The sequence below is a fragment of the Pseudomonas sp. ok272 genome (assembly GCF_900109995.1).
In the GTDB taxonomy this organism is placed as follows: Bacteria; Pseudomonadota; Gammaproteobacteria; order Pseudomonadales; family Pseudomonadaceae; genus Aquipseudomonas.
On the sequence record NZ_FOCB01000028.1, the window covers coordinates 1 to 24,193 of the forward strand.

The 24,193-nt window shown below is 62.9% G+C and carries 18 protein-coding genes; 8 read left to right on the forward strand and 10 right to left on the reverse strand.

Features of this window, described 5'->3' with window-relative positions; all coding sequences use genetic code 11:
• Both tnpB and BMW74_RS23755 read right to left on the reverse strand, forming a co-directional pair.
• Positions 1 to 247 (reverse strand): IS66 family insertion sequence element accessory protein TnpB (gene tnpB / locus BMW74_RS23750; RefSeq protein WP_139202109.1); only part of this gene is annotated, 247 nt, incomplete at its 3' end.
• 353 nt (positions 248 to 600) lie between these two features.
• The gene (locus BMW74_RS23755; RefSeq protein WP_093426545.1) at positions 601 to 3,561 is read right to left on the reverse strand and encodes a membrane-targeted effector domain-containing toxin; all 2,961 of its coding nucleotides are present in this window, start codon (positions 3,559 to 3,561) and stop codon (positions 601 to 603) included.
• A 241-nt stretch (positions 3,562 to 3,802) separates the two neighbouring features.
• Here BMW74_RS23755 and BMW74_RS23760 point away from each other — a divergent pair, with 241 nt between their 5' ends.
• Together BMW74_RS23760 and tadA are read left to right on the forward strand one after the other, a co-directional pair.
• Positions 3,803 to 5,179 carry a multicopper oxidase family protein gene (locus tag BMW74_RS23760; RefSeq protein WP_093426546.1) on the forward strand — a complete coding sequence of 459 codons (1,377 nt, stop codon included), beginning with the start codon at positions 3,803 to 3,805 and terminating at the stop codon, positions 5,177 to 5,179.
• The gene (tadA, locus tag BMW74_RS23765) at positions 5,179 to 5,676 is read left to right on the forward strand and encodes a tRNA adenosine(34) deaminase TadA (protein WP_093426547.1); all 498 of its coding nucleotides are present in this window, start codon (positions 5,179 to 5,181) and stop codon (positions 5,674 to 5,676) included. Before BMW74_RS23760 ends, tadA begins: the two co-directional genes overlap by 1 nt.
• A gap of 133 nt (positions 5,677 to 5,809) precedes the next feature.
• Here tadA and cmoB read toward each other — a convergent pair whose 3' ends face one another.
• From cmoB to BMW74_RS23805, 8 genes are all read right to left on the reverse strand, one after another.
• Entirely contained in the window at positions 5,810 to 6,766 is a 957-nt protein-coding gene (gene cmoB, locus BMW74_RS23770) for a tRNA 5-methoxyuridine(34)/uridine 5-oxyacetic acid(34) synthase CmoB (RefSeq protein ID WP_093426548.1), read from the reverse strand.
• Positions 6,763 to 7,506 (reverse strand): carboxy-S-adenosyl-L-methionine synthase CmoA, encoded by a 744-nt coding sequence (gene cmoA / locus BMW74_RS23775; RefSeq protein WP_093426549.1) that lies wholly within the window; start codon positions 7,504 to 7,506, stop codon positions 6,763 to 6,765. The genes cmoB and cmoA overlap by 4 nt, the downstream gene beginning before the upstream one ends.
• Positions 7,507 to 7,704: 198 nt before the next feature.
• The gene (locus BMW74_RS23780) at positions 7,705 to 8,340 is read right to left on the reverse strand and encodes a lysoplasmalogenase (protein ID WP_093426550.1); all 636 of its coding nucleotides are present in this window, start codon (positions 8,338 to 8,340) and stop codon (positions 7,705 to 7,707) included.
• Between the two features lie 2 nt (positions 8,341 to 8,342).
• On the reverse strand, positions 8,343 to 8,735 hold the full coding sequence (locus tag BMW74_RS23785; RefSeq protein ID WP_093426551.1) for a protease inhibitor I42 family protein: 393 nt from the start codon (positions 8,733 to 8,735) through the stop codon (positions 8,343 to 8,345).
• A 231-nt stretch (positions 8,736 to 8,966) separates the two neighbouring features.
• Positions 8,967 to 9,425: a hypothetical protein gene (locus BMW74_RS23790; protein ID WP_093426552.1), complete on the reverse strand. Its 459-nt coding sequence runs from the start codon at positions 9,423 to 9,425 to the stop codon at positions 8,967 to 8,969.
• A gap of 198 nt (positions 9,426 to 9,623) precedes the next feature.
• Entirely contained in the window at positions 9,624 to 12,044 is a 2,421-nt protein-coding gene (lon, locus tag BMW74_RS23795; RefSeq protein WP_093426553.1) for an endopeptidase La, read from the reverse strand.
• A gap of 531 nt (positions 12,045 to 12,575) precedes the next feature.
• Positions 12,576 to 14,990: a glucose/quinate/shikimate family membrane-bound PQQ-dependent dehydrogenase gene (locus tag BMW74_RS23800; RefSeq protein WP_093426554.1), complete on the reverse strand. Its 2,415-nt coding sequence runs from the start codon at positions 14,988 to 14,990 to the stop codon at positions 12,576 to 12,578.
• A 101-nt stretch (positions 14,991 to 15,091) separates the two neighbouring features.
• Entirely contained in the window at positions 15,092 to 16,474 is a 1,383-nt protein-coding gene (locus BMW74_RS23805) for a carbohydrate porin (protein WP_093426555.1), read from the reverse strand.
• A 172-nt stretch (positions 16,475 to 16,646) separates the two neighbouring features.
• Between BMW74_RS23805 and BMW74_RS23810 the strand changes: the two genes are divergently transcribed.
• The 6 genes from BMW74_RS23810 to BMW74_RS23835 form a co-directional block, all read left to right on the forward strand.
• Complete coding sequence (locus BMW74_RS23810; RefSeq protein WP_093426560.1) at positions 16,647 to 16,829, forward strand: type II toxin-antitoxin system HicA family toxin; 183 nt, start codon at positions 16,647 to 16,649, stop codon at positions 16,827 to 16,829.
• The gene (locus tag BMW74_RS23815) at positions 16,826 to 17,158 is read left to right on the forward strand and encodes a type II toxin-antitoxin system HicB family antitoxin (RefSeq protein ID WP_093426556.1); all 333 of its coding nucleotides are present in this window, start codon (positions 16,826 to 16,828) and stop codon (positions 17,156 to 17,158) included. Before BMW74_RS23810 ends, BMW74_RS23815 begins: the two co-directional genes overlap by 4 nt.
• Positions 17,159 to 17,298: 140 nt before the next feature.
• Entirely contained in the window at positions 17,299 to 17,529 is a 231-nt protein-coding gene (locus tag BMW74_RS23820; protein ID WP_093426557.1) for a VF530 family protein, read from the forward strand.
• 5 nt (positions 17,530 to 17,534) lie between these two features.
• Complete coding sequence (locus tag BMW74_RS23825) at positions 17,535 to 18,191, forward strand: Pr6Pr family membrane protein (protein WP_093426558.1); 657 nt, start codon at positions 17,535 to 17,537, stop codon at positions 18,189 to 18,191.
• Between the two features lie 123 nt (positions 18,192 to 18,314).
• The gene (locus BMW74_RS23830) at positions 18,315 to 22,994 is read left to right on the forward strand and encodes a coiled-coil domain-containing protein (protein WP_093426559.1); all 4,680 of its coding nucleotides are present in this window, start codon (positions 18,315 to 18,317) and stop codon (positions 22,992 to 22,994) included.
• A gap of 658 nt (positions 22,995 to 23,652) precedes the next feature.
• On the forward strand, positions 23,653 to 24,193 hold a 541-nt coding region (locus BMW74_RS23835), incomplete at its 3' end, for a toxin VasX (protein WP_371911851.1).

A 24,193-nucleotide genomic window follows, 5' to 3' on the forward strand; every position in this document is an offset into this window, starting at 1 on the left:
AATCCGGCGATGTTTTGAAGCGCTCGGACTCCAGGCGCTTTAGCCAAAGGCAGAAGCCGTTGCGCTCCCAGTACAAAATCTTCACTCGGTTTCGAGGCTTGTTGAGGAACACGAAAAGCACCGGGTCAAACACCGCGACCTTGATGTCCAGTTCGACCAGAGCGGCGAGGCCATCAATGGATTTTCGGAAGTCGACGGGCTTGGGGTAGAGATAGACTTTTTCAACTTTTGCGTCGGGACGCATCATGAGGTGCTGGCTCCGTAAAGGAATCGGGAGCACAGCATCGGGGATCAGGTGGTGACTTTGAATGTGGGGATTATGGAGCGCTTACGATGAATTGGCCGTCCTGGAGCGTCAGCTTTCGGCTGTCTTTGCTATTAAAGACGCTGATCCAGCCTCTTGAGTGGTGTTTCGATTCTGCATGGTACTTTTCATGGTTTTTTTATCTTTTACTTGATTAATATATTGATTTATATGGGTTTTTTGAATCTATTTATAATAGAGTGGGAATGATCCCCGCCTGACCGATTGGTTGGACCGCGGCTAACCCCCTGAAAAAACCGTGTGAACGTGAGTTCACACGGTTTTTTTGTGCCCGGTTACGGCACGCGGACCCGATTCAGGCCAATGCGATCCAGTGCCTCGGCGAGGTCGGCCAGCTTGGCAAAGCGCCGGTTACTCAGGCTGCCCCACTGCGGGCGGATGACGTAGAGGCCTGCGCCATCCTTGTGGATGGGCGTGTGCACCAGCGAGCCGTCCCGGCTGCGGTGAATCAACTCGATCTGGCTGCCGGTCTGTTCGAGGGTGAGCATGCCGGGCTTGTCGAGTGCCGCGCCGATGGCTTGCTCGCGAATCAGCGCGGGTGGCAGCGCCAGTTGCAGGCGCAAGTCGTTTTTGACCAGGGCGGTTCCCAGGCCGTCCGGGAGTTGGGCCAGCCTGCCCGGGTCTACTTCAATTTGAGTGGTGCCACCGGGCGGGCTGCTTTCTACGCGCAGGCCAATGCCACCTTCCAGTTCGCTGATACCGGGCACGTTGTCCCAGGTCGTGGCGTGGCTATCGCCGACCAGCGTTACCCAATGGTGCGCCCCCCTGGCCGCTTGATCGGCCTCGATGACGGTTTTGGCGAAGTAGTTCATCACCTTCTGCCGGTAGTTGGCCGAGGCGCCGAGTATGCCTGTTGAGCGATAGCTGGCGGCGCAGTCGATGGCTTGCACGCGGATGTGGTTCTTTTGCGCGCTCTTGACCAGTTCCAGGAAGGTGAACCGAGTAGTAGGGTCAGTGCCGTGGCCTTTGTCGAGGTTCTTCAGGTAACTTTCCAGGCTGTCCGACAGAACGCCGTCGCGGTTGAAGAGGTCCAGGTCAGCCTGGTGGAAGTCGGTGAGCAGGTGTTCCATGTACAGGGTCTTGACCCGTTGTTTGGCGAGGGGCTCCATGTTTTCGATCAAAAACTGCTTGCTGCCGATGCTGGCGTGGTTCTCGCCGATCACCAGTTTTTGGGTGTCCTTGAGCAAGCGTTTGATGATGTCCTTGGGCGTGCTGCCTGGGCCGAAGACCGGGACGGCGGGCTTGGGCGCCAGTGTCGTGCGAGCGAAGAACGCCTCGGCGTCCCGGTACAAGGTTCGGCGCAGGGCCTTGAACGTGGTCAGGGCGCTCTCTGAGCCGGTAATGTCGACGAACTGGTCATCCAGCGCGCGTTCGCTGAGGGTTCCCCGGGCCATCGGCTGCAGCTCGTCGCGCAGTTCGAGCGGTACGTCATAGGGCGTGGGGGCGCTGTCGACATCAGGCAGCGGCGTGGCGGAGCGGCCCCAGGGCAACTTGTCGAAGATCTTTCCGCCACCGTACAGCCCGGGGCGCGTCAGGCTTTCCCATTCCCCCTCGGCATTCAGGCGGACCGGCACACTGCGCTGGAATGAAAATGGGTTGGCCGGGTCGATGATGGCCCAGGTCTGCATTTCGTTGACGTAGCGCACCAGGTAGAAGTCGTCGTTGACCTTGATGTAGGCCCCGCCTGCCTCGGGGAGGTAGACGTTGCGGTACTTGCCCTCGGTGCTGGACACCTCAAGGCCGTCGAACACTTCATTGGTCTGGAACGGTGCCAGCAGATCCTCGGCTTCGCTGACATAGTGATGGCCCGGGGCGGCGAGCGCGATCCTCGGTTGGGTGGCGGTGTAGGCGGGCAGGTCCTCGGCGGCCAGGTTGGCCTGGGGGCTGAACTCCAGCGCGGCGTCCTGGACCTCTGTCAGTTCGACCGAGCCGCCGAGGGCCAGCGCGTTGAACACGGTGTCGAGGCTGGCGAAGATCGCGCCGAGTACCCCGGCCTTGCGTTCATTGGCGTTCGCGCCGTTGATGGCTTGGTCAATGTTCAGGCCGATGTTGGCCAGGCCGGCGCCGACCGCGGCCAGGGCCACCGGCCAGCCGACCACGGCCATCGCGCCAAACAGGCGGGTGGTGACGGTCAGGTAGCCGATCCACATCTTTTCCCGCAGGTCGCCATTGGAACGCAGCGACAGGTCGGCATCGCTGAACATGCGGTCCCGGGTCGAGTCCCGCAGGTAGGTGAAGGCATCAACGCCCAGGTCGGGGGTGCGCTGGTCAAACAGGCTGCGGTCGTGGTGGCCCCACGTGGCGTAGAGCAGGTCAATCACATGGTTGAGGCCGACGTTGTCCTTATCCTGCTGTTGAGCAGACAGCGGGAAGTGGGCCATGAAGCGGGCGCGGTTGTCCGGGTGATTGTTCTGGCCGAGCAGCCACCAGTGCAGGTCATGGGCCGAATCAAAGACATGGAAGGCGTCCTGTTCGCCGGGGGTGTAGAGGATCTGCCGGCCCTGCGGGTCGATGATGCGCAGGATGTCACTGGCGCGGTAGTCGCCCAGGTACAACGGCGTGACCCGCAACCCTTCGACGGCAGGGGCCTGGGCCTTGAGCATGTCCAGGGTGATGGGCCAGGAAATATTGCCCGCGACGGCCTTGAGCACGGTCTTGAGGTTTTCATTGCTCAGGCGTGAGCCGTCATGTTCCTCCAGCGCCTTGGCGATGAAGTTGAGCTTGGCCAGGGTTCGGTAGTCATCGCCATGGCGGGTCCAGAAGTCGCCCATTTTTTCCCAGTAGCGATCGTGGAAGTTGATCCGCCACAGGTCGTTGATGACCTGGCTGGGGTACATCTTGACTTCGTTGGTTTCGTTGTAGATCGGGGCGTGGGCGTCCTGGTTGTAGAACCCACCGTCGCTGTCCAACAGGTCGGCATTGTCCTGGTCGTGAGCTTGAAAGCGCTGAGCCACCAGTTGGGTCAAGGTCAGTGACTCGATGGGGCTGGGGTAGTGCTCCCAGAACAGAAACGCTGTGTTGCTGCTGACGGACGTGTTGTTGAAGCGGTGCCACCACACCTGGTCAGGGCCCAGGTCGGTGATGGCGTATTTGTCCAGGATGCCCTGGGCGGCGCTATACGCCATGTCATGCAGGTCGGGGCAGGCTTCCACGAAGGGGATGATCAGGTCTTTGAGGGCCTGGTGGTCGGCCGGGTTGGGAAGTAGGAATGCGTCGCTTGTATCAGAAGAATTCATGTCTCAGTCCTTGAGAGAGTGATCAGTAAGAGGTCGGCACTATGCTGGGCGGGCGCAAGCGAATCTGTAGGACTACAGGAGCGAGTTGCTTCAGACGGATCGACGATCCGCGTGCGAAAAGCAGGTGCGTGCACCTGCGTCCCATTGCCTCTCCACCCTTACTGTTTCGCAATTGCGGGTGTATCTTATTCGCCGTTTGCAGGCCCAGAGCCTGCGGTAGATACGTGAGGTAGTTGAGTCCATGTCCTTTACCCGTCGACAAATACTCGGTGGTCTGGTCGGTCTGGCCGTGGTGGGCGTCGGGGCCGGTGGTGCGTCGCGTTACTGGCTGGGCAAGATGGCGGACGCCAACGCCGGGCATGACTACGAGTTGATTGCCGCACCGCTGGATGTCGAGTTGGTGCCTGGGCACAAGACCCCAGCCTGGGCGTTTGGGCCTTCGGCGCCGGGCACCGAGTTGCGGGTACGCCAGGGCGAGTGGTTGCGGGTGCGCTTCATCAACCACCTGCCGGTGGCCACCACCATCCACTGGCATGGCATCCGCTTGCCGTTGGAGATGGACGGCGTGCCCTACGTCTCGCAATTGCCGGTGTTGCCGGGCGAGTACTTCGACTACCAGTTCCGCGTGCCCGATGCCGGCAGCTTTTGGTATCACCCCCATGTCAGCAGCAGCGAAGAGCTGGGTCGCGGGCTGGTGGGGCCGTTGATCGTCGAAGAACGCGAGCCGACCGGCTTCCAGTACGAGAAGACCCTGAGCCTGAAGAACTGGCACATCGATGAGCAGGGCAACTTCGTCGAGTTCAGTATCCCCCGGGAAGCGGCGCGTGGCGGCACCGCCGGACGCCTGTCGACCATCAACGGCGTGCCATCGCCGGTGATTGAGCTGCCCGCCGGGCAGATCACCCGGGTCCGCTTGCTCAACCTCGATAACACCCTGACCTATCGGATCAACATTCCCGGCGTCGAAGCGCAGATCTACGCCCTGGATGGCAATCCCGTCGAACCGCGGCCGCTGGGCAAGGAATACTGGCTGGGCCCGGGCATGCGCATTTGCCTGGCGATCAAGGCACCGCCGGCCGGCGAGGAGTTGTCCCTGCGCAACGGCCCGGTGCGCCTGGGCACCTTGCGCTCGGTGGCCAACAGCGACGCCCCGACCCAGTGGCCTGCCGCGCTGCCAGCCAATCCGGTTGCCGAGCCGGACATGGCCAATGCGCAGAAGCTCAACTTTAATTTCGAGTGGGTCGGTTCGGTGTCGGTCAACGTCGACAACGGCAAGCCGCCAAGCCTGTGGCAAATCAACGGCCAGGCCTGGGACATCACCGACAAGACCTGCGCCGACCGCCCGATTGCCAAGCTCAAGCTGGGCCAGAGCTACATTTTCGAATTGAAGAACATGACCCAGTACCAGCATCCGATTCACCTGCATGGCATGAGTTTCAAGGTGATTGCCTCGAATCGGCACACGATCATCCCGTACTTCACCGATACCTACCTGCTGGGCAAGAACGAGCGTGCGCAAGTGGCGCTGGTGGCGGATAACCCGGGGGTGTGGATGTTTCACTGCCACGTGATCGACCACATGGAAACCGGCCTGATGGCCGCCATCGAGGTGGCGTGATGCGCCAGATTCGCCCCGCGCAGATCATCGACCGCAGTCGCGACCAGGACTTCATGCGCGAAGCCCTGCTCCTCGCCGCGCAAGGGGCAGCCCTGGGGGAAGTGCCGGTGGGCGCAGTGCTGGTGCAGGACGGTGAAATCATCGGTCGCGGCTTCAATTGCCCGATCAGCGGCAGCGACCCCAGCGCCCACGCGGAAATGGTCGCGATTCGCGCCGCCGCCCAGGCCGTGAACAACTACCGCCTGCCCGGCAGCACGCTCTACGTCACGCTGGAGCCGTGCAGCATGTGCGCCGGCCTGATTGTGCATTCGCGTATCGCCCGGGTGGTCTACGGCGCGCTGGAACCCAAAGCCGGGATCGTACAAAGCCAGGGGCAGTTCTTCAGCCAGGGCTTTCTCAATCATCGGGTGCTGTTTGAAGGCGGGGTGTTGGCCGAAGAGTGCGGGGCGGTGTTGAGCGCATTCTTCAAGGCCCGGCGAGCAAAGCCTTCAGACTGACCCCCCAACCCCTTGTGGGAGCGAGCCTGCTCGCGATGATGGCCGTCCATTCAACATCCCAGTTGGCTGACCCACCGCGATCGCGAGCAGGCTCGCTCCCACAGGAGGGGCTTGCTGGTTTGTGAGATCGCAGTTACTTGCGCGCCACAATCACCGCGCGCATCGGCGCCGGCAGGCCTTCGACGGTCTTGCTGTGGTCGGCCGGGTCGAGGAAGTCGCTCAGCGATTGATACTTCATCCACTCGGTGCCGCGTTGTTCCTCGACCGTGGTGGTGCTCACGTCCACGCAGCGCACATCGCTGAACCCGGCGCGGCGCAACCACAGCATCAGCGCCGGCACCGACGGCAGGAACCACACGTTGCGCATCTGCGCGTAACGGTCTTCCGGCACCAGCACCTGCTGCTGGTCACCCTCGATCACCAACGTTTCCAGCACCAGTTCACCGCCCTTGACCAGGCAATCCTTGAGCGCCAGCAGGTGCTCGATAGGCGAGCGGCGATGGTAGAACACGCCCATGGAAAATACCGCGTCGAAGCCTTCCAGGTTCGGCGGCAAATCTTCGAAGGGAAACGGCAGGTGCCAGGCGTTGGGTTCGGACAAGTAACGCTGCACCGCCTGGAACTGGCAGAAGAACAGCCAGTTGGGGTCGACGCCGATCACGCTGTCGGCGCCGGCGCCGAGCATGCGCCACATGTAGTAGCCATTGCCGCAGCCGACATCGAGGATACGCTTGCCCTTGAGGTCCAGGTGCGGGGCGACTCGCGACCATTTCCAGTCCGAGCGCCACTCGGTGTCGACGTGCACGCCGAACAGGTCGAACGGGCCTTTGCGCCACGGCGACAAGCCCATCAGGGCGCTGCGCATTTGTCCGCGGGTGGTCTCGTCGCACTCGGTATCCAGCGTCAGGCCGTGTAGCAGATCGACCTCAGTGGGCTGGATCTTCGGCAAGGCGTCCAGCGCACTTTGCCAGCGCTCCAGGTCGCCGTGACCCTTTTGCATCTTGGTGTCGAGTTGGGCCTGCAGGGTGTTGGCCCAATCGGCCAGCGGCGTACCGGCCAGGCGGCGGGCGAGGGGGGACAGATCAATCATGGCAAGGCAATCAACGAGGCAAAGTTAAGACACTGGAACCACGGCACGACGCTGGAAAACCCGGCGGCCAGCAGGCGCTCGCGGTGTTCTTCGAGGCTGTCGGGCTTCATGACGTTTTCGATGGCGCTGCGCTTCTGGGCGATTTCCAGTTCGCTGTAGCCGTTGGCGCGCTTGAAGGCCACGTGCAGGTCGGTGAGCAGCGCCTGTTGCTGTGGGTCCTCAAAGCGCAGTTTCTCCGAGAGGATCAACGCGCCGCCGGGCAACAGCGACTGGCGGATGCGCCCGAGCAGGGCCAGGCGCTGGTCGGGAGCAATGAACTGCAGGGTGAAGTTCAGCGCCACCACTGAGGCAGGCTGAAAGTCGAGGGCGAGGATGTCACCTTCGATCACCTCCACCGGCAGCAACTCCTGGAACATCGAGTCCTGGCCGTTGAGGTACTCGCGGCAGCGTTCGACCATGGCGGCGGAGTTATCCACCGCGATCACCCGGCAACCGTCGGTGCGTACGTGACGACGCAGGGCCTGGGTCACTGCGCCCAGCGACGAGCCCAGGTCATACAGCACGCTGCCCGGTTGGGCGAACTGCGCCGCGAGTACGCCGAGGTTTTCGACAATGGTCGGGTAACCCGGCACCGAGCGCTTGATCATGTCCGGGAACACGCGCACCACGTCCTCGTTAAAGGCGAAGTCAGGTACCTGGGCCAAAGGCTGGGCGAAAAGGCGATCGGGGTCTTTGCTCACGGCGGTTCCAGCGGCGGATGTGGAAAAGGCCGGCATTTTAGCGAACTTGGCGGGGGGATGCGCGGGTTGTCTGATGGGGTGCCAGGTACACCGCTTTCGCGAGCAGGCTCGCTCCCACAAGGGGCGGCGAGATCTAGATCCCGTCGCAGGCTCTCTGTGGGAGCGAGCCTGTCGGATCGCCGTATCGTCGCGAAGCGTTCAGCGTGGTCGTTGGTGAAACGCCGACGCCGCAATCCCCCATTGCCCCAGCCAGTAGCTGAGGATGATCACGTAGGGCGCGGCATCGAACGGCATCACGAAGCGGCTGATGCCAATCACGCTGTCGGAGAACACGAACGCCACCGCGCCGGCGGCGGCCAGCAGTGCCGAACGCTTGGGCACGTCGGTGCCGAGGCGGGCCAGGGCGCGCCAGAGCATGGCGCTGATGGCCAGGCCATAGACGATCACCGGAATCAGCAGCGGGCCCAGACCACTGGAAATCAGAATCCCCAGCAGCACCGCGCCCACGGCGAGGGCGAGCACTAACGGCAAGGGCGCCAGGCGCCGGCAATCGCTCAGGTAAGCCTTGAGGTACACCAGGTGCGCCACCAGAAATGCCCCCAGGCCAAACACGAACAAGTCACCGGGCCACGCCAGCAGCACGTCGCCCAGCAGGGAGAAGATCAGCCCCAGGCTGATCCAGCGCCGATAGTCACTGGGGGGCGCGTCGTGCAGCCAGCCCAGCAGCGCCAGGACCGGCAACGGCTTGACCAGCAGGCACAGCAACTCGGCGTGCACACTCACCCCGTACAGGAAGGTCGCCGCGCCCATCAATGCCAGAATCAGCCAGCCCATGATCAGTTCACCGTAATCGTGCAGTCGAAGGTTTGCGCAGGCTCTGCCTCCGGCTCCCACGGTCGTTGCGAGGTCAGGCGCAAGCGGCCGTTGCCGGTGGCGAAAGTCTGGAAGCGCCAGGTCGACTGCCCGCCGGCGCCCACCAGACCGCTGTCTTTGGGGTTGCTGTAGACCTCGGGGCTGATGGTTCGCAGCACGCCTCCCGCCGAATCCTGGATTGCCCAGCGATAGCCCGTGGTCGGGTTACTCGGCAGGGTCAGGATCAGGTTCTGCCCATTGATCAGGCTCAGCGGGCATTGGCTCTGCTCTTCCACCGTCACATTGTGTTTCGGTTGCGCGGCACACGCCGTCAACAGGAGAAGACTCAAGGGCAGCAGTAGGCGGGTTGGGGACATTGGATCGGGCGCTCCGGATTTCGCGACGAACGGCGAGCATAACCGAAGATGAGACAAAGTGTGACCGGTGCGGCGTGGTGAATCAGGGCGCGAGTGTTCAGAGCGCCCCGGTTCGCTGGAACGTCAGTGCCTGCTGAGGTTTTCGAACCAGCAGGAGGTGGCAGCCAGCGACACCAGGGGTGAGGGGCGTCGTCACGTCAGCGCGATATTAGTTGGACTGTCCACCGGGCTTCAGGTCGACAGCGAAAAGCCAAACTCACTGTCGGCGGTAAACTCGCCGCCTTCTCGACCCTTGAACACTAATTGAATGTGACCGGAATATTGCAGTGCTTCGCTATTCACCGATAAGTTCATCGTGCCGGTGATTGTCCAATGGGTTGCGTACGCTGGGAAGTTCTCGGTAAAGGCAATTTCTATTAATCGATCAGCGCTATTTAATGGGTAGGTGCCGCTTTCAATATCCTTGGGCAGGTAAATATCGAGGGCTCGATCAAGTGCCGTGTGTTTCTTGCCGGCCTTGAAAATGGCCAGGATCTCCCGGTTTCCAGCGCTGGCGTGGAATTCTTCGGCGATGAAGGGCTCGCGCCCCTGGAGCGTGGCCGTCAAATAGTTGTGGGTGCAGCAGCGACGAAATTCGATTGTATTGTTAGTGTCGTGGTCCAGGGAGAATCTTCGTTGTTTGATATCCATGGGTACTACGTCCTGTGTGCTTAGTCCGAGAAAGATCGGGAGGCGTGAACATATAGGTTGGTAAGCGTCGACTGTACTGTTAGAACTAACAGGTTGCCGGGAGGAATGATGACGATATATGTCATGAAGAAGCGTGGGTTAAAAAAGGCCAGGTAATAAGCCTGGCCTTTTTATTGACGGTGCGGTGAGTTGCTTTTATCAGAACAGTACTTTCGCCACATCGGCAAAGCGTTTGGCAAAGTGCACGGTGATCCCTTCTTTCAGGTACGCCGGCAGCTCTTCGAAACTGCCGCGGTTGGGCTCCGGCAGGATCAATTCGTGAATCTTCTGCCGGCGTGCGGCAATCACCTTCTCGCGCACGCCGCCAATCGGTAGCACATGACCGGTCAAGGTCAGTTCGCCGGTCATGGCCACACCTTTTTTCGGCGCCTGGTTACGTGCCAGGGAGAGCAGGGCGCTGGCCATGGTCACGCCGGCACTCGGGCCGTCCTTGGGGGTGGCGCCTTCCGGCACGTGCAGGTGGATGAAGGCTTCATCGAAGAACTTCGCGTCGCCACCGAACTGCTTGAGGTGTGAGCTGACGTAGCTGTAGGCGATTTCGGCCGACTCCTTCATCACATCCCCCAGTTGCCCGGTGAGCTTGAAGCCCCGGTTGAGGGTGTGGATGCGCGTGGCTTCGATCGGCAGCGTGGCGCCGCCCATGCTGGTCCACGCCAGGCCCGTGATCACCCCGGTGCCGGACAGCACTTGTTCGTTGCGGAACACCGGCATGCCCAGGGAGGCTTCGAGGTCCTTGGGGCCAATCTTGATCACCTGCTGTGGATCGTCCATCAGCTTGACCACGGCCTTGCGCACCAGCTTGCCCAGTTGTTTCTCCAACTGGCGCACCCCGGCTTCACGGGCGTAACCGTCGATCAACGCCTTGAGCGCGCTGTCGCTGATGGACAGGCTGGTTTTCGCCACGCCGGCTTTGTCCAGTTGTTTGGGCCACAGGTGGCGCTTGGCAATGGCGACTTTCTCTTCGGTGATGTAGCCCGAGAGGCGGATCACTTCCATGCGGTCCAGCAAGGGACCGGGAATCGAGTCCAGGGTGTTGGCGGTGCACACGAACAGCACTTTGGACAGGTCCAGGCGCAGGTCCAGGTAATGGTCGAGGAATTCGACGTTCTGTTCCGGGTCCAGGGTTTCCAGGAGGGCCGAGGCCGGATCGCCCTGGAAGCTCTGGCCCATCTTGTCGATCTCGTCGAGCATGATCACCGGGTTCATCACCTCGACGTCTTTCAACGCTTGCACCAGCTTGCCGGGCAACGCCCCGATGTAGGTGCGCCGGTGGCCCTTGATCTCGGCTTCGTCGCGCATGCCGCCCACGCTGAAGCGATAGAACGGACGCCCCAGGGATTCGGCGATGGACTTGCCGACGCTGGTCTTGCCCACGCCAGGCGGGCCGACCAGCAACACGATGGAGCCGGCGATCTCGCCTTTGTAGGCGCCGACCGCGAGGAATTCGAGGATCCGGTCCTTGATGTCATCGAGCCCGGCGTGGTGCTTGTCCAGCACTTTGCGCGCGTGCTTGAGGTCGAGCTTGTCCTCGCCGTACACGCCCCACGGCACCGACGTGGCCCAGTCCAGGTAGTTGCGGGTCACGGCGTATTCCGGCGAGCCGGTTTCGAGGATCGACAGCTTGTTCATTTCTTCGCTGATGCGCTTCTGCGCCTGGGGCGGCAGGACCTTGCCCGTCAGGCGCTGTTCGAACTGTTCGACATCGGCGCTGCGGTCATCCTTGGTCAGCCCCAGTTCCTGCTGGATGACCTTGAGTTGTTCCTTGAGGAAAAATTCGCGCTGGTGCTCGCCGATCTTGCGGTTGACCTCGGCGGAGATCTCGCTCTGCAAGCGCGCGACCTCGACTTCCTTGCGCAGCATCGGCAGGACTTTTTCCATGCGCTTGAGCATGGGGACGCAATCGAGCACCTCCTGCAATTCGCTGCCTTTGGCAGAGGTCAGTGCGGCGGCGAAGTCAGTCAGCGGCGACGGGTCGTTGGGGCTGAAGCGGTTGAGGTAGTTCTTCAGCTCTTCGCTGTACAGCGGATTGAGTGGCAGCAGTTCCTTGATCGCGTTGATCAGGGCCATGCCGTAGGCCTTGACCTCATCGGTCGGCTCGCTCGGCTGGTGCGGGTATTCGACTTCCACCAGGTACGGTGGGCGATGGTGCTTGAGCCAGGTCTTGATGCGTACGCGGGTCAGGCCCTGGGCGACGAATTGCAGTTTGCCGTTTTCGCGGCTGGCGTGGTGGACCTTGACCAGGGTGCCGTAGAGCGGCAGGCGTGAGGTGTCGAAGTGGCGATGGTCGTCGGGTGGGGTGTCCATGAAGAACAGGGCCAGGGCGTGATGTTCGGACTTGGCCACCAGGTCGAGTGTCTCGGCCCAGGGTTCTTCGTTGACGATGACCGGCAGCACTTGTGCGGGGAAGAAGGGGCGGTTGTGGATCGGGATGATGTAGACCTTGTCCGGCAGGTTTTGCCCTGGCAGGGCCAGGCCTTTGCCGGTGGCGTCGTGGTGTTCGGCGTGTTCGGGGTCGGCGTATTCGCTCGGGTCCTGGGGGAATTCTTGCTGGTCGCTCATGGGGCACCTGCGCAATGGGGTATGGGAGTTAGATGGGGCAGGTGGGGGGTGGTTTCAATGGTGGTGAGGGTTTGTTTGGTCAGCGGGTTGTTACGTATCTTGCTGAGACCTTGTTGGAGTGAGCCTGTTGGCGAAGGTGATTCTTCAGGTGTATCCAGGCCTGAGCCCGTAGGCGCGAGGCTTGCCCGCGAAGAGGCCAGCTCATTCAACATCGATGTCGCCAGACGTACCGCTTTCGCGGGCAAGCCCACACACAGTGTTGAGTCGTACACGCGTTTGGTGTGCATCCGCAGGACCTTGTGGGAGCGAGCCTGCTCGCGAAAAGGGTCTGTCAGGCGCCGATTATGGCCTCAGACATGCCGCCTTCGCGGGCAGGCCCGCTCCCACCCTGGTCCACGGTGAACACCCATCCCGTGTCAGGCCCGGATTTCTTGTAGGAGCGAGGCTTGCCCGCGAAGGCGGCTCTGAACATTGCGCATAAAAAAAGGCGACGTCCTTGCAGACGTCGCCTTATGCCGTGGCTGCTGGGGTTTATTCCGGCAGTTTGTAGGCGATCACGTAGTCGCCCATTTTGGTGCCCAGGGAGCCATGGCCGCCAACGACCAACAGCACGTATTGCTTGCCGTCTTTGCCGGTGTAGGTCATGGGTGTCGCTTGGCCGCCAGCCGGGAGGCGGGCTTTCCACAGTTCTTTGCCGTTGTTGACGTCATAGGCGCGCAGGTATTGGTCGAGGGTGCCGCTGAGGAAGCCTACGCCACCGGCGGTGACCATCGAGCCGCCCATGCTGGGCACGCCCAGTGGCAGGCCAATGGGCAGTGGCGAGCTGTCGCGGCTGGTGCCGTTTTTGCGCTTCCACACCACTTTGCTGGTGGTCAGGTCTATGCCGGCGACGTAGCCCCAGGCCGGGGCCTGGCACGGTACGCCGAGGGGCGACATGAAGGGGTGCATGGTCACGGCATAGGGCGCACCGGTGTTGGGCTGGATGCCCGCCGTTTCGCTTTCGCGCTTGCTGTCGGCTGCCACGTCGGCGCGCGGGATCATTTTCGAGACGAACGCCATGTAGTTCGGGCTGGTGAACAGCAACTGGCGGACCGGGTCGACCGACACGCCGCCCCAGTTGAAGACGCCAACGTTACCCGGATAGATCAGGCTGCCCTGCAGGGAGGGCGGGGTGTATTGGCCCTCGTAGCGCAGTTCCTTGAACTGGATGCGGCACAGCATCTGGTCAAACGGGCTGGCGCCCCACATGGCTTTTTCGGTGAGTTCCGGGGCCAGCAGGTTGAGGTCCGAGCGGGCCTGGGTCGGTGCGGTGCGGTCGCCTGGGACGGCGCCTTGTGGCACCGGGATCTCGCGGATCGGCACAATCGGCGTACCGTCGCGACGGTCCAGGACGTACAGGCTGCCCTGTTTGGTCGGTTGGATCACGGCCGGCTTGATGCCCTCGGCGGTTTTCAGGTCCAGCAGGGTGGGTTGGCTACCGACGTCCATGTCCCACAGGTCGTGGTGGGTGAACTGGTAGTTCCAGCGCACCTTGCCGGTGGCCAGGTCCAGGGCGACCAGGCCGGCGCTGAATTTCTCGGCGCCGGGGGTGCGGTCGGCGCCCCATTGGTCTGGGGTCTGGTTGCCCAGTGGCAGGTAGACCATGCCCAGTTTTTCGTCGACGCTGGCCAGGGTCCACATGTTCGCCGAGTTGCGGCTGTAGATCTTGCCCGGGGCCAACGGTTCGGTGGCGTCCGGGTTGTTGCTGTCCCAGTTCCACACCAGGTGACCGTCGCGGATGTCATAGGCGCGGATCACGCCGGACGGCTCGTTGGTCGATTCGTTGTCGGTGACGTGGCCGCCCATGATCACCAGGTCACGGGTGATGGCAGCCGGCGAGGTGGAGTAGTAGCCACCCGGGGTGAACGGGCCGATGCCTTGGGTCAGGTCGACCACGCCGTTGTTGCCGAAGCCTTCGCAGATCTTGCCGGTGTCGGCGTTGAGCGCGATCAGGCGGGCATCGGCGGTGGGCAGGTACAGGCGACGTGGGCAGGCCTGGGCCACCGCTTTGCCGGCTTCGGAGATGGCCGCAGTGGAGGCTGCGTTCTCGTCCTTGGCGTAGGCATTTTCGTCATAGTAGGACACGCCACGGCAGGTCATGTGGGCAAAGCCCTTGAAGCCTACCGGGCTCTTGATCTGCGGGTCGAAGCGCCATAGCTCTTTGCCGGTGTCCGGGTCCAGCGCCAGCACCTTGCTGTGGGCGGTGCAGGCATAGAGCATGCCGTTGGCCTTGAGCGGGGTGTTTTCGTTGGTCAGTTCCACCGGGTCATCGGCGGTCGGCAGGTCGCCGGTGCGAATGCGCCAGGCTTCTTGCAGTGTGCCGACGTTGTCCGGGGTGATTTGCTTGAGCGGCGAATAGCGGTCACCGAACTCGGTGCGGCCATACGCCTGCCAGTCGCCATCGGGCATGGCCGGAGCGGTGCTGGTCATGTCGGCGCTGTCACGGCCCAGTTCGCCGAAGGTCTCGCCCGGGTGGGTGAACTGGCTGGCCACGGCGGTGGCGCCGGCCAAAATAACGGCCAGTCTCAGGGCCGCCGAGCCCATGGGGGCCGGGCCATCGCGCAGCAGCGGACGACGGAACCACGGCAGCAGCAAGACCACGCCGATGGCGAACCACAGCGCCAGGCGCGGCACCAGTTGCCACCAGTCCAGGCCCACTTCCCACAGCGCCCACAGGGTGCTGGCGAACAATACCAGCGCGTACAGCGCCAGCGCGATCCGCCGACCGATGATGAGCAGGACGCCCGTCAGTGCAATGCCGATACCGGCCAGCAGGTAGTACCAGGAACCGCCAAGCATGCTCAGCCTGATCCCCCCAGCCAGCATAGCCAGGCCCATAAGCAGCAGCGCGATACCGAGCAGGCTCGGTAGCAGGCGACTAGGACTTGAAGCACCTTCAGTGCTCATAGTGCGATTCTCCGTGACGTTTAAAAGGGTCCCGCGCAGTTTCACTGTAGATGACGAACTGGCGCGGGCGGGGTTGATTGAAGGGGTTCAGATAAAAGGGCTCAGAACGACGATTGCACCTTGATCCCGCCAATCAGCGCGTCATCCAGCGCATTCACGCCACCGGGATGACGGATGTACTGCAGGTTCGGGCGCACGGTCAGCCAGTTCGTGAGGTGCACGCCGTAATAGAGTTCGGCGCTGTATTCGGTGTCCTGGGGAGGCAGGTAGGCCGGGTTGTCGGAGTCATCGACCCCGTGCGCCTGGTTGCTCGCTTCGGCGTTCTTGCGGTAGGCCGGGTTGACGTGGACCCGGGCCATGGCAAACCCGATGTCGTCCTTACTGCGGGCATCGAACAGGCCTTTGTAGACGACGCCGGCCTGCACGTAGTTGTCGATGGCGTTGGTTTTCTTGTCGTGCAGCGTGCCGTTGGCGAACACGCTCAGGCCACGGGAATGGTCGCTGGCCACGCTGCTCACCTGTTGTTGCACGCCCAGCCACACGCCGTGCTTGCTCGATGCGCTGCGGTAGGCCTCGCCGCTCAAGGCCGCCGGCTGGCCGTTGCGGTCCTTGTACACATCGCTGGCCTTGGCGCTGCTGTAGTAGTAGCCGGCGCGGTACTCGCCGGGCAGGCCGTCGAACGTGGGGGTCCACACCAGTTCCACTGGCACCACGGTGCCTTGGGTGCCGCTGCCGCTGAGCTTGAAGCCGTTGCCACGGTCCAGGTTGGAGGGGTTTTGCTCATAGGCGCCGATTTGCGCGTACAGCTCGGGGCTCACGTGATACTTGACCCGCAGCGCCCATTGGCTGACCGGCCAGTTGTACCAGATGCTACCGGCCCAGTTGCCCACCTGGGAGCCGCAGAACGCCAGGTTCTGGAAGTCGCAGGGGAAGCTGTTGAAGTCTTCGCCCTGGCCGAAGCGACCGGCCTTGATGTCGAGTGTCTGGTCGAGGAATGTCTGCTGGTACCACATCTGCGTCAGGCGCGTGGTCTGGCCGCGTCCCCAGACTTCCTGGGCCGAGGTGAAGCCGCCGACACGCGGGTCGTTGATTCGATCGTTGCTGATGTTGTTGCCGCTACGCTGGGTGATCGTCAGTTGAAACTCGGCGGCATCCCAGCCGAGGAGCTTCTGCAAGTCCAGGTGCGTGCCCAGGCCGAACTGGTCGCTGTAGCGTGCCGTACGGTCGTGGTCATAGCCGCCGTGCAGGTTGCTGCCCATCTCACCGGTGTAGTCGAGCTTGAAGTCGTAGCCCTGTTGCGCCAGCGCGGAGCGCGTGCCGTTCCAGTCGCCCAGCATCCACGGCGCTTCGCTGTCGAAGGCGGGAGTGGCCTGGGCGCAGGTGGCGAGGCCCAGGACGCTCAGACCACTGAGCAGGTTGAAGGTTTTACGGGCAGTCACAGCAGCCAAGATAGCGCTGTCTCGGTGAGTCTTGAGATCGGGCATAAAGAAGGAATTCTGGTCTTTTCTTAAGGGGATGAACGCAATAGAGGCTGGGAAATGCTTAGGTGAAGCGTTTCAGCTTGAGGGTGGCAAGGATAAAGATCTGTAACAAAGAGTAAAAGCGCTTTTCTCGGCATGGAGCCTTTCGGATTTGGTAACAGTCGTGTGCCCGTGCCTGATCAAACCAAAGGCAAAGTCGCAGGCATGGGCCAGGAGGGTTTCGCGAGGCGCACGGGTACGATTTGAGCTCAATGGCGCGGTTGCAACCTTCCATCGCCCACACCCGGATAAAGAGGCCAAGCCCTATCAGGTGCGTGATGCGCGGGCTTTCCTTGAACAGGTAGGAGTCACCCCATGAACGTGATGAATTACAAAGGCTATGCCGCCCGTATCGAGTACAGCGAGGAAGACGGCCTGTTTATCGGCCATATCGCGGGCATCCAGGATGTCGTGGGTTTCCACGGTGAGTCAGTGGGCGAACTTCGCGCGGCATTTGCAGAGGCCGTGACCGACTACCTGGACACGTGCGCCAAACTTGGCCGTGCCCCACAGAAACCCTACTCCGGCAACATCAGCCTGCGACTGGAACCGGCGCTTCATGCGAGCGTGGCGGTAAAAGCCCAGTTGGCGCGTAAAAGTATCAATCAGTGGGTGTGCGATGTTCTGGATCGTGAAGCGCATGCCTGACAGTACCCTGCTACGGCAATCGCCACTGCCATGGGAGAAACTGGCCTACATTTACCCCAACGCGCACTCAACGCTTTCCCCCGTTGAGCCCCTCGGCTAAGGTGCGCGCCTTCTCTCTTCTCTACGCGCAAAGGCCCGGCATGACCGAACACGACACCAACCCGCTGCATGGCGTGACACTGGAGCAGATCCTCAACGCGCTGGTTCAACACTACGAGTGGTCGGGGCTGGCCGAGCGCATCGACATTCGCTGCTTCAAGAGCGACCCGAGCATCAAGTCGAGCCTGACCTTCCTGCGCAAGACCCCGTGGGCGCGGGAGAAGGTCGAGCGGCTGTACATCAAGCTGATGCGCACCAAGCGTCCGGTCTGAGGGCGATGCACCCCACGCCAAGCCGCACTCCGGGGCTGATCAGGGCGGGCGCGGTCCTTGGCTGGCTGGCCTTGAGCATCCAGCTGTACCTGGTGCTGTACGGGCGCTGGAGTCTGGACGCCAGCCTGATGGGCGGGCTGATCAGCTACTTCAGCTTCTTTACCGTGCTCAGCAACACCCTGGTGGCAGTGGTGCTGACCTGCGCAGTGACGCCGCGCGCCTCGCGGGGCCGCACGTTCTTCCTGCTGCCTTCGGTCAGCAGTGGCATCGCCGTGAGCATCGTGTTGGTGAGCCTGACGTACAGCCTGTTGTTGCGGCACTTGTGGTCGCCCCAGGGCTGGCAGTGGGTCGCCGACGAGTTGTTGCACGACATCATGCCGCTGCTGTTTCTCGGCTACTGGTGGACGTGCGTGCCCAAGGGCACCTTGCGCCTGAAACACGTGGGCCTGTGGACCCTGTATCCGCTGGTGTACTTCGCGTACTCACTGTTGCGCGGGCAGGTGCTGGGGTTGTACCCGTATCCGTTCATCGATGTCGACACCTTGGGTTATCCCCGGGTGTTCCTGAACGCCGTCGGCATCCTGCTGGCGTTTGTCGGGATTGCCCTGGTGGTGGTGCGGTTGGATCGCTGGCAAGGCCGTCGGCGCGCTGATCGGGGGTAACCCGCGGTCGGACATTGCCCAGGTGGGGGGTGGAATCGGCGACGGGGCGGGCGGGGGTAACTGTCTACCGCCCAGCGATGCAGCGGGGCGCCTAGTTTCCGGGTTTTTACCAGGAAACCTGCCATGCACACGCCTTCATCCGAACCTGATCAACTCGCCCGGTCACAGGCTTATCTACACCGGGTATTTGCGGATCGACCCAGTCTGGCGGACGTCGCCAACGACGTGATCCAACAGGCGCTCGATGAGCGTTTTGCCCCCCATACCTGGCGGGCCGGCCGCCTGGGTATCGGGCAGATTGCCGAGCTGGCCGCCGAAGGTGGGGCCGTGACCTACCACCAGGTGATGCCGCTGGCCGAGGCCTTGATCGCCCGGGTGATGCAGGGCTCGGCGGTCAATTACACCCCCGGTCATCACGTGGTGTTGAGCATCGCAGGCCGTTCGCCGGTCCCGTTGGGCGCGGGGTTGACGGTCGATGACCTGGAGCAGTTGATCAATCAGCTTGCGCCGGTGTTGCTCGGGCAGTTCCAGGCGCGACTGGCCGATTACTGGAGCGAAACCCCAGGCGCCATCGACCCCCTTTCGACGCGCTGGCGGATCGTCTCCGAACAGTTGAGTCGCTGTCTGCGCCATGCCCGGCAGAGCCCGCCGCTACAGCGACTGGAAGAGCAACAGATGCTCGCCAACCTGTATGCCCTCAAGGCCGATCGCGACCGCACGGCGGGGCCCAACCGGTTCAGGGTATTCCTCATCTATGCCATCAGCGGGGCCCGGGCGGGGGAGTGGCTGAGTGTGCTGGTGATCCAGCGCCAGTGGGCGGCCAGGAGCCAGTCCTACGTCTACAGCCCGGGGGCGAGCCTGCTGAGCCTGGATTCGCTCAATGACCTGGATGCCCTGTTACCGCGCTACATGAGCCGCTGGCACCCCGGCGAGTCGATTCGCTGGGCCTTGCACGAACCCGAGGAGGATGTGTTTGATCGCCTGGCCCAGTCGTTGCTGGAGAAGCAACTGCGTGACCTGGCCGACATCTGCTGGTCGAGCTTCCCCAGCGTCGCCTATTACCAGCAGCTGTGCGCCGACCTGACGGCCCCGGATCGCTGGTTCGCGTCGGGCGCCGGGCTGACCCAGGACAGCTTGCCGGTGTGGCTGCAAACCGCCTCGCCCCAGGCGCGCCAACGCTATAGCCAGGGACTCGATGGGTTGGCCAGGGTCCAGCGTGACGCCGCCGGCGCCAGTTACCTGGATGGCCTGGAACCGATCAACGTCTACACCCGCAACGCGTTGCAGGCGCAAATGGCCAAGGACCATCCCCGGGAAGTGCTCATCGACCCGGATCACTACGCGCTGCGCTTCACCCGGACCCAGGGAGGGACGGTGAGTTGGACGCAAACCACGCAACGGACCTTGACGGAGTGGGCGCTGGACAACCCCTTCGCCAGCCCCTACGCCCGTGTCGAGATCATCAACCTGGCCGAGCCCGGTTATGTGCCCACCTGGTGGATCAACGTGGCGTACCTCAAGTCGCTGATCGAGCGGGTGGATATCGGCCAGCGCTACCCGGCGCTGCTCAAAGCGCAATTGCTCGACGACGAGCCCCAGGTGCAGCGCCGCCAGCACCTGTTTTGCGCGCAGGCGCGTGCGCAACTGCCGCTGCTGGCCCTGGAAAATACCCTGCGCCAGCGGCACGGATTCACCAGCGCCGGGTTCAAAGTGATCCAGGCGTTGCTCGCGCCAGAGGGCGCCGGGCAGGCGAACATCGTTGCCCGGCCACTGGCCTTCCTGACCCACGCCGGAGGCCGGGTGCACGTGGCGCACAACCTGTTCGTCATCGGCGCGGCAGATGTCGCGACCTCGCCCCACGTGCTGTATCGGCCTGCCGGGCCCGAGGTCCTGCAACAGTTCGCGTCGCGGCAAACCTTGCTCGACACCCTGGCGCGCAGTGGCACGCCATTGAATGAGGCGGTATTGAACAGCCTGGATGAAACCGGCCGGGCGTTGTTTGGCAATGGCGGGTTTCTGAGCCCCCATGTGCAGCGTCATCTGCCGGGTGATGAGTTCGGCCCGATTGCCGGGTCATCGCCGGCCTTGCTCAGCGACCGACAGGTGGAGGGGGATTTCCTGGCTCAGGTGTTCCGTGAACATGCCCAGGCGCTGGTGGCCCAGGCGCAGCAGCAAGCGCACTCCACGGATGCACAGCGTTGGGCCGGGTTTGGCCATGACCTGTGGCAGCTGTTCAGTGCCACGCTGCCGTTGTTGCGCGGCCCGCTGGCGGCGGCGGGTTGGCTGTTGCAACTGATGCACAGCGCCCAGGCCTGGGTGTCGTTGCCACAGGAGGCGGACGAGGCGACCCGTGCCGAGGCGACGGCGACGTTTCTCGCCGAGCTGGCGGGGGTGCTGCTGCATCACGTGGCAACGCTGGACGAACGCTTGGGCCTGGCGCACGTGAAGCCATGGACCCGGGCCACGCGGCCCCGTCTGCTGCCTGCGCCGACGATCACCCGCCAGTCAACGGCGCCGCTGCTGAGCGTTGCCCCGCTGGCCGATGTCAGCCCGATGTCCACGCCCTCCTGGTCAAGCGCCAGGTCCCAATTGTCGCCTGGGCGTCACGCCGAACTGCTGAGCTTCAGGTGGCAGGCGCACAGCGCGGTGGCGTTCCAGCCCCAGCCCGCGACCCCCGAGTTCATTGAGACGCAGGGGGTGACCAAAGGCTTGTACCGGGTCTACAGCAGCGCCCAGCGCTTTCATCTGCACGCCTTGATCGACGGAGAGTTGTACCCGGTGTCGGCGCTCGACGGTGGTTACCGGGTGATCGATCTGACACCCGCCACGCGCCTGGGCCCCTGGGTCACCCGCGATGGCGATGGCCACTGGTCGTTTGATTTCAGGCTGCGCCTGGTCGGCGGCATGCCGAGGAAAAATACACTGCCCAGCCGCACCGATTTGTTGCGCCGCAACCTCGACCTGGCGGACCAATACGCCCGCTCGCTGGCAACCTTGCTCAAGGCCGATGAACAGGTCAACACCGCCTTTACCTACTACCACCGCATGCACGTCAGCAAGAAGCAAACGTTCACTGATCAGCATCGGCACACCATCCACTTGCGTTATCAGGAGCAACTGCACGCGCAGGCGCAGGCGCAGGTGCAACGGATCGAGGCGTTCAAGCGCAAGAATGAAAACCAGCCCATGGCCCGCTTCGAGGCCGAACTGATCGAGCAGTTGGAGGACCACGTCGATAACCTGCGCCGGCAGATGGCGTTGCGGGTGCTTGAACGCAGTGCCGCCCGGCCATCGGCCGCCACCACCGAACGTTGGTATGTGGCCCTGGAATCGGCGGATGAACAGGTCAGCGCCCAGGCCCATCAAGAGAGCATCGAAAGCCTGCGGACCTTGGCCGGGCTCAACGAACAGTTGCTTGAGTTGAGCCTCAAGGAGCGTGGGCGCCTGGAGGAACTGGCCTCGATGGTCGGCTACAACCCGTCGACCCGTTCGCTGTCGGACTCGGCCAGCGCCAATTGGACCCCGCTGGACTGGCGGGTCAAGCAGGTCGAAGTCCTGCAAGGGTTGGTGCTCAGGCGTCGCCCCTTGCCCGAGGAGTACGCGGACTTTGTTGCCACCAAGCAAGCGCTGGACGTGTTGGTGCGTGAAGTGATCTCGCACAAGAACCTGTTGGCGGCCGAAGAGCTGGCACGGGGCACGCGCATCGAGTTGCTGGGCAACGTCCTCGATCAATACGCGGTGATCCAGGATCGCCTCGACTTTATGGGGCAGGCCTACCCGGAGTTGTTCGAGGCCCATTACCTCGACCAACTGACGATGTTAATCGTCGACGTCCAAGTCGAGGCGCAGCACGCCCAGGCACTGCTGCTCAAGGAACAGGCCCGCGAACCCCAGCCCGAGCCCCCGGCTCGACGTGTATCCGGCTCCCGGCAGCGGTTGATTGTGACGCGCGACAAACAAGTCCTGCGGGGCCGGGTACGCGAGAGCACCCCCGATTCGGATGAGGAAATTGTCGACGTGCAAGACCCGATCGACCAGCAACCGCTGGGGGCGTTCAAACAAAACCCCCAGGGCGGGGAGTGGGAGGAAATCCCCCGCCCGCCTCGCGCCCATGCGCCGCTGCGGGGGGTGAAGAGCCTGCTGGGCGACGCCGACAGTTTGTTGGGGCGGGTGGATCGCGCGATCAGCCAAGCGCGAAAAACCGCGCAGAAGTCCAATTCCCCGATCAGCGTCGAGGCAGAGTTGACGCGGGTTGCCGAGGGGTTGCGCGAACACGCGAAGAAAATCCAACAGGCCGTCGAGCAGCGCGAACACGGGGGCGGCGCCGGACGCAGTGAGCGTGAGCGCAGCCTGTTGCACAGCCTTGAACAGGCGGCCAGCGACTTGGTCGAAGAGGGTCGGCAACTGCGCATCGACATCATCAAGCACAACCCGCCGCAGGCGACGCGTATCGACTATCTGAAGGCTCAGGCACAGATCGACATCGTCAAGATCGAAGGCCGGGTCAAGCTGCGGCGCGACCACGACTACCTGCAGGAATACCTGATCCGCGACACCGAACGCCGGCCACTGGCCTACGCCCATTTTCACTATCGCGGCGCCGAGGACGCCCCCGCGCAGTTCACCGCCGGGCACTTGAAGTTGCCCGAGCAACGCTACGTCAGCTTTGTGCCGGTGGAAGGGCAGAGCGAGCAGAGAATGCTCAGGGCCTATCGCGGCGATATTGGCTCACGGCTGGCGCAAGCGCTGTTCTTTGGTGTCGAGCAAACCATCGCGCGCCAAGGCCGGCAAGCGTATTGGTGAGCGATCATCGGCTACAGGTCCAGCGCCTAAAAAGCACCGTGGCGATCGCGCTTGCTCGCGCTGGACTGTGCCGGCCTCTTCGCCGGCAAGCCGGTCCCGCTCCCACCCTGGTCCACGGTGAACACCCATCCCGTGTCAGGCCCGGATTCCTTGTAGGAGCGAGGCTTGCCCGCGAAGGCGGTAAACCTGACGACATTGATGTTGGATGGACTGGCCGGTTCGCGGGCAAGCCTCGCTCCTACGGGCTCAACCCAGATTCCTGTGGGAGCGAGACCGGCTTGCCGGCGATGGCGGTGACGAGCGGCATGGCTAAGACAGTTGCTCCCACAATGGTTCGGGGTGAACACCAGGCCTGGGCCAAGTCCAAATCCCACAGTGTTCCTGGGTGAACACAAGACTTATGCCCAACCCAGATCCCCTGTGGGAGCGAGCCTGCTCGCGAAAGCAGTGGACGGCACAGCCAGTCCCTTTAATCGGGGGCCGCTGCGCACCCCAGCGCACTAGCCACCGGCTGTTCGAATGTCTAAGTCCGTTGCCAACACAGACAGGATCACCGAAGAAATACAGAATCAGCCTACGCACTAAAACGAACAGTCCGATTTAAGTTCTCCCGTGTCATCCTCAGAGTTCGCCCTTTTGTTAGCCAAAGGGAGCGCCCATGATCGCGCCTGCCAACCTCGCTGCTGCCACGGCCTCCAAAGCCCGATTCGGCACCCTCGGCACCTGCCCGCTCAAGCAATCCCACGTGCAACTCCTGCCCCTGCGCTACGGCCTGGTGGAGCCAATCATGGACCCCGGCGCCGAGCTGCAACGGCCCTACACCCTGCAAACCCGGCCGCTGGGCGTGCGGCTGTTGCGTGACGGCTGGCTGTACATCATCGACAGCCTCGACAACCAGCTGTACGAGTACCGCCTCGACAACGGCATGGTCACCGAGCTGCTGTTCAAGGGCAAAGCCGTCGGTGTCGATCTGCGGGTGATGTGCGAGGCGCGCCCGGCGCTGGCGTTCTCCCGCAAGAGCACCCTGTACGTGAACTACGCCCAGGTGCAGTGGACCGCCGCCAAGTGCCATCAGGTGCTGGACAGTGCCGAGGACCGTGAGCACTTCATGCAAAAGGTCGACCTGGGGCCGGTCAACTGCGAGAGCGGCGGGGCCGACCTGCTGACCGTCGAGCAGGCCAAGCGCTGGCTCGCCGAGG

Coding starts and splice junctions, on each gene's coding strand:
- BMW74_RS23790 (WP_093426552.1), bottom strand. CDS start 9,425: ATGGATATCAAACAACGAAGATTCTCCCTGGACCACGACACTAACAAT.
- BMW74_RS23780 (WP_093426550.1), bottom strand. CDS start 8,340: ATGGGCTGGCTGATTCTGGCATTGATGGGCGCGGCGACCTTCCTGTAC.
- BMW74_RS23825 (WP_093426558.1), top strand. CDS start 17,535: ATGCACCCCACGCCAAGCCGCACTCCGGGGCTGATCAGGGCGGGCGCG.
- BMW74_RS23805 (WP_093426555.1), bottom strand. CDS start 16,474: ATGCCCGATCTCAAGACTCACCGAGACAGCGCTATCTTGGCTGCTGTG.
- BMW74_RS23760 (WP_093426546.1), top strand. CDS start 3,803: ATGTCCTTTACCCGTCGACAAATACTCGGTGGTCTGGTCGGTCTGGCC.
- BMW74_RS23820 (WP_093426557.1), top strand. CDS start 17,299: ATGACCGAACACGACACCAACCCGCTGCATGGCGTGACACTGGAGCAG.
- BMW74_RS23800 (WP_093426554.1), bottom strand. CDS start 14,990: ATGAGCACTGAAGGTGCTTCAAGTCCTAGTCGCCTGCTACCGAGCCTG.
- lon (WP_093426553.1), bottom strand. CDS start 12,044: ATGAGCGACCAGCAAGAATTCCCCCAGGACCCGAGCGAATACGCCGAC.
- cmoB (WP_093426548.1), bottom strand. CDS start 6,766: ATGATTGATCTGTCCCCCCTCGCCCGCCGCCTGGCCGGTACGCCGCTG.
- tadA (WP_093426547.1), top strand. CDS start 5,179: ATGCGCCAGATTCGCCCCGCGCAGATCATCGACCGCAGTCGCGACCAG.
- BMW74_RS23815 (WP_093426556.1), top strand. CDS start 16,826: ATGAACGTGATGAATTACAAAGGCTATGCCGCCCGTATCGAGTACAGC.
- BMW74_RS23755 (WP_093426545.1), bottom strand. CDS start 3,561: ATGAATTCTTCTGATACAAGCGACGCATTCCTACTTCCCAACCCGGCC.
- BMW74_RS23785 (WP_093426551.1), bottom strand. CDS start 8,735: ATGTCCCCAACCCGCCTACTGCTGCCCTTGAGTCTTCTCCTGTTGACG.
- BMW74_RS23830 (WP_093426559.1), top strand. CDS start 18,315: ATGCACACGCCTTCATCCGAACCTGATCAACTCGCCCGGTCACAGGCT.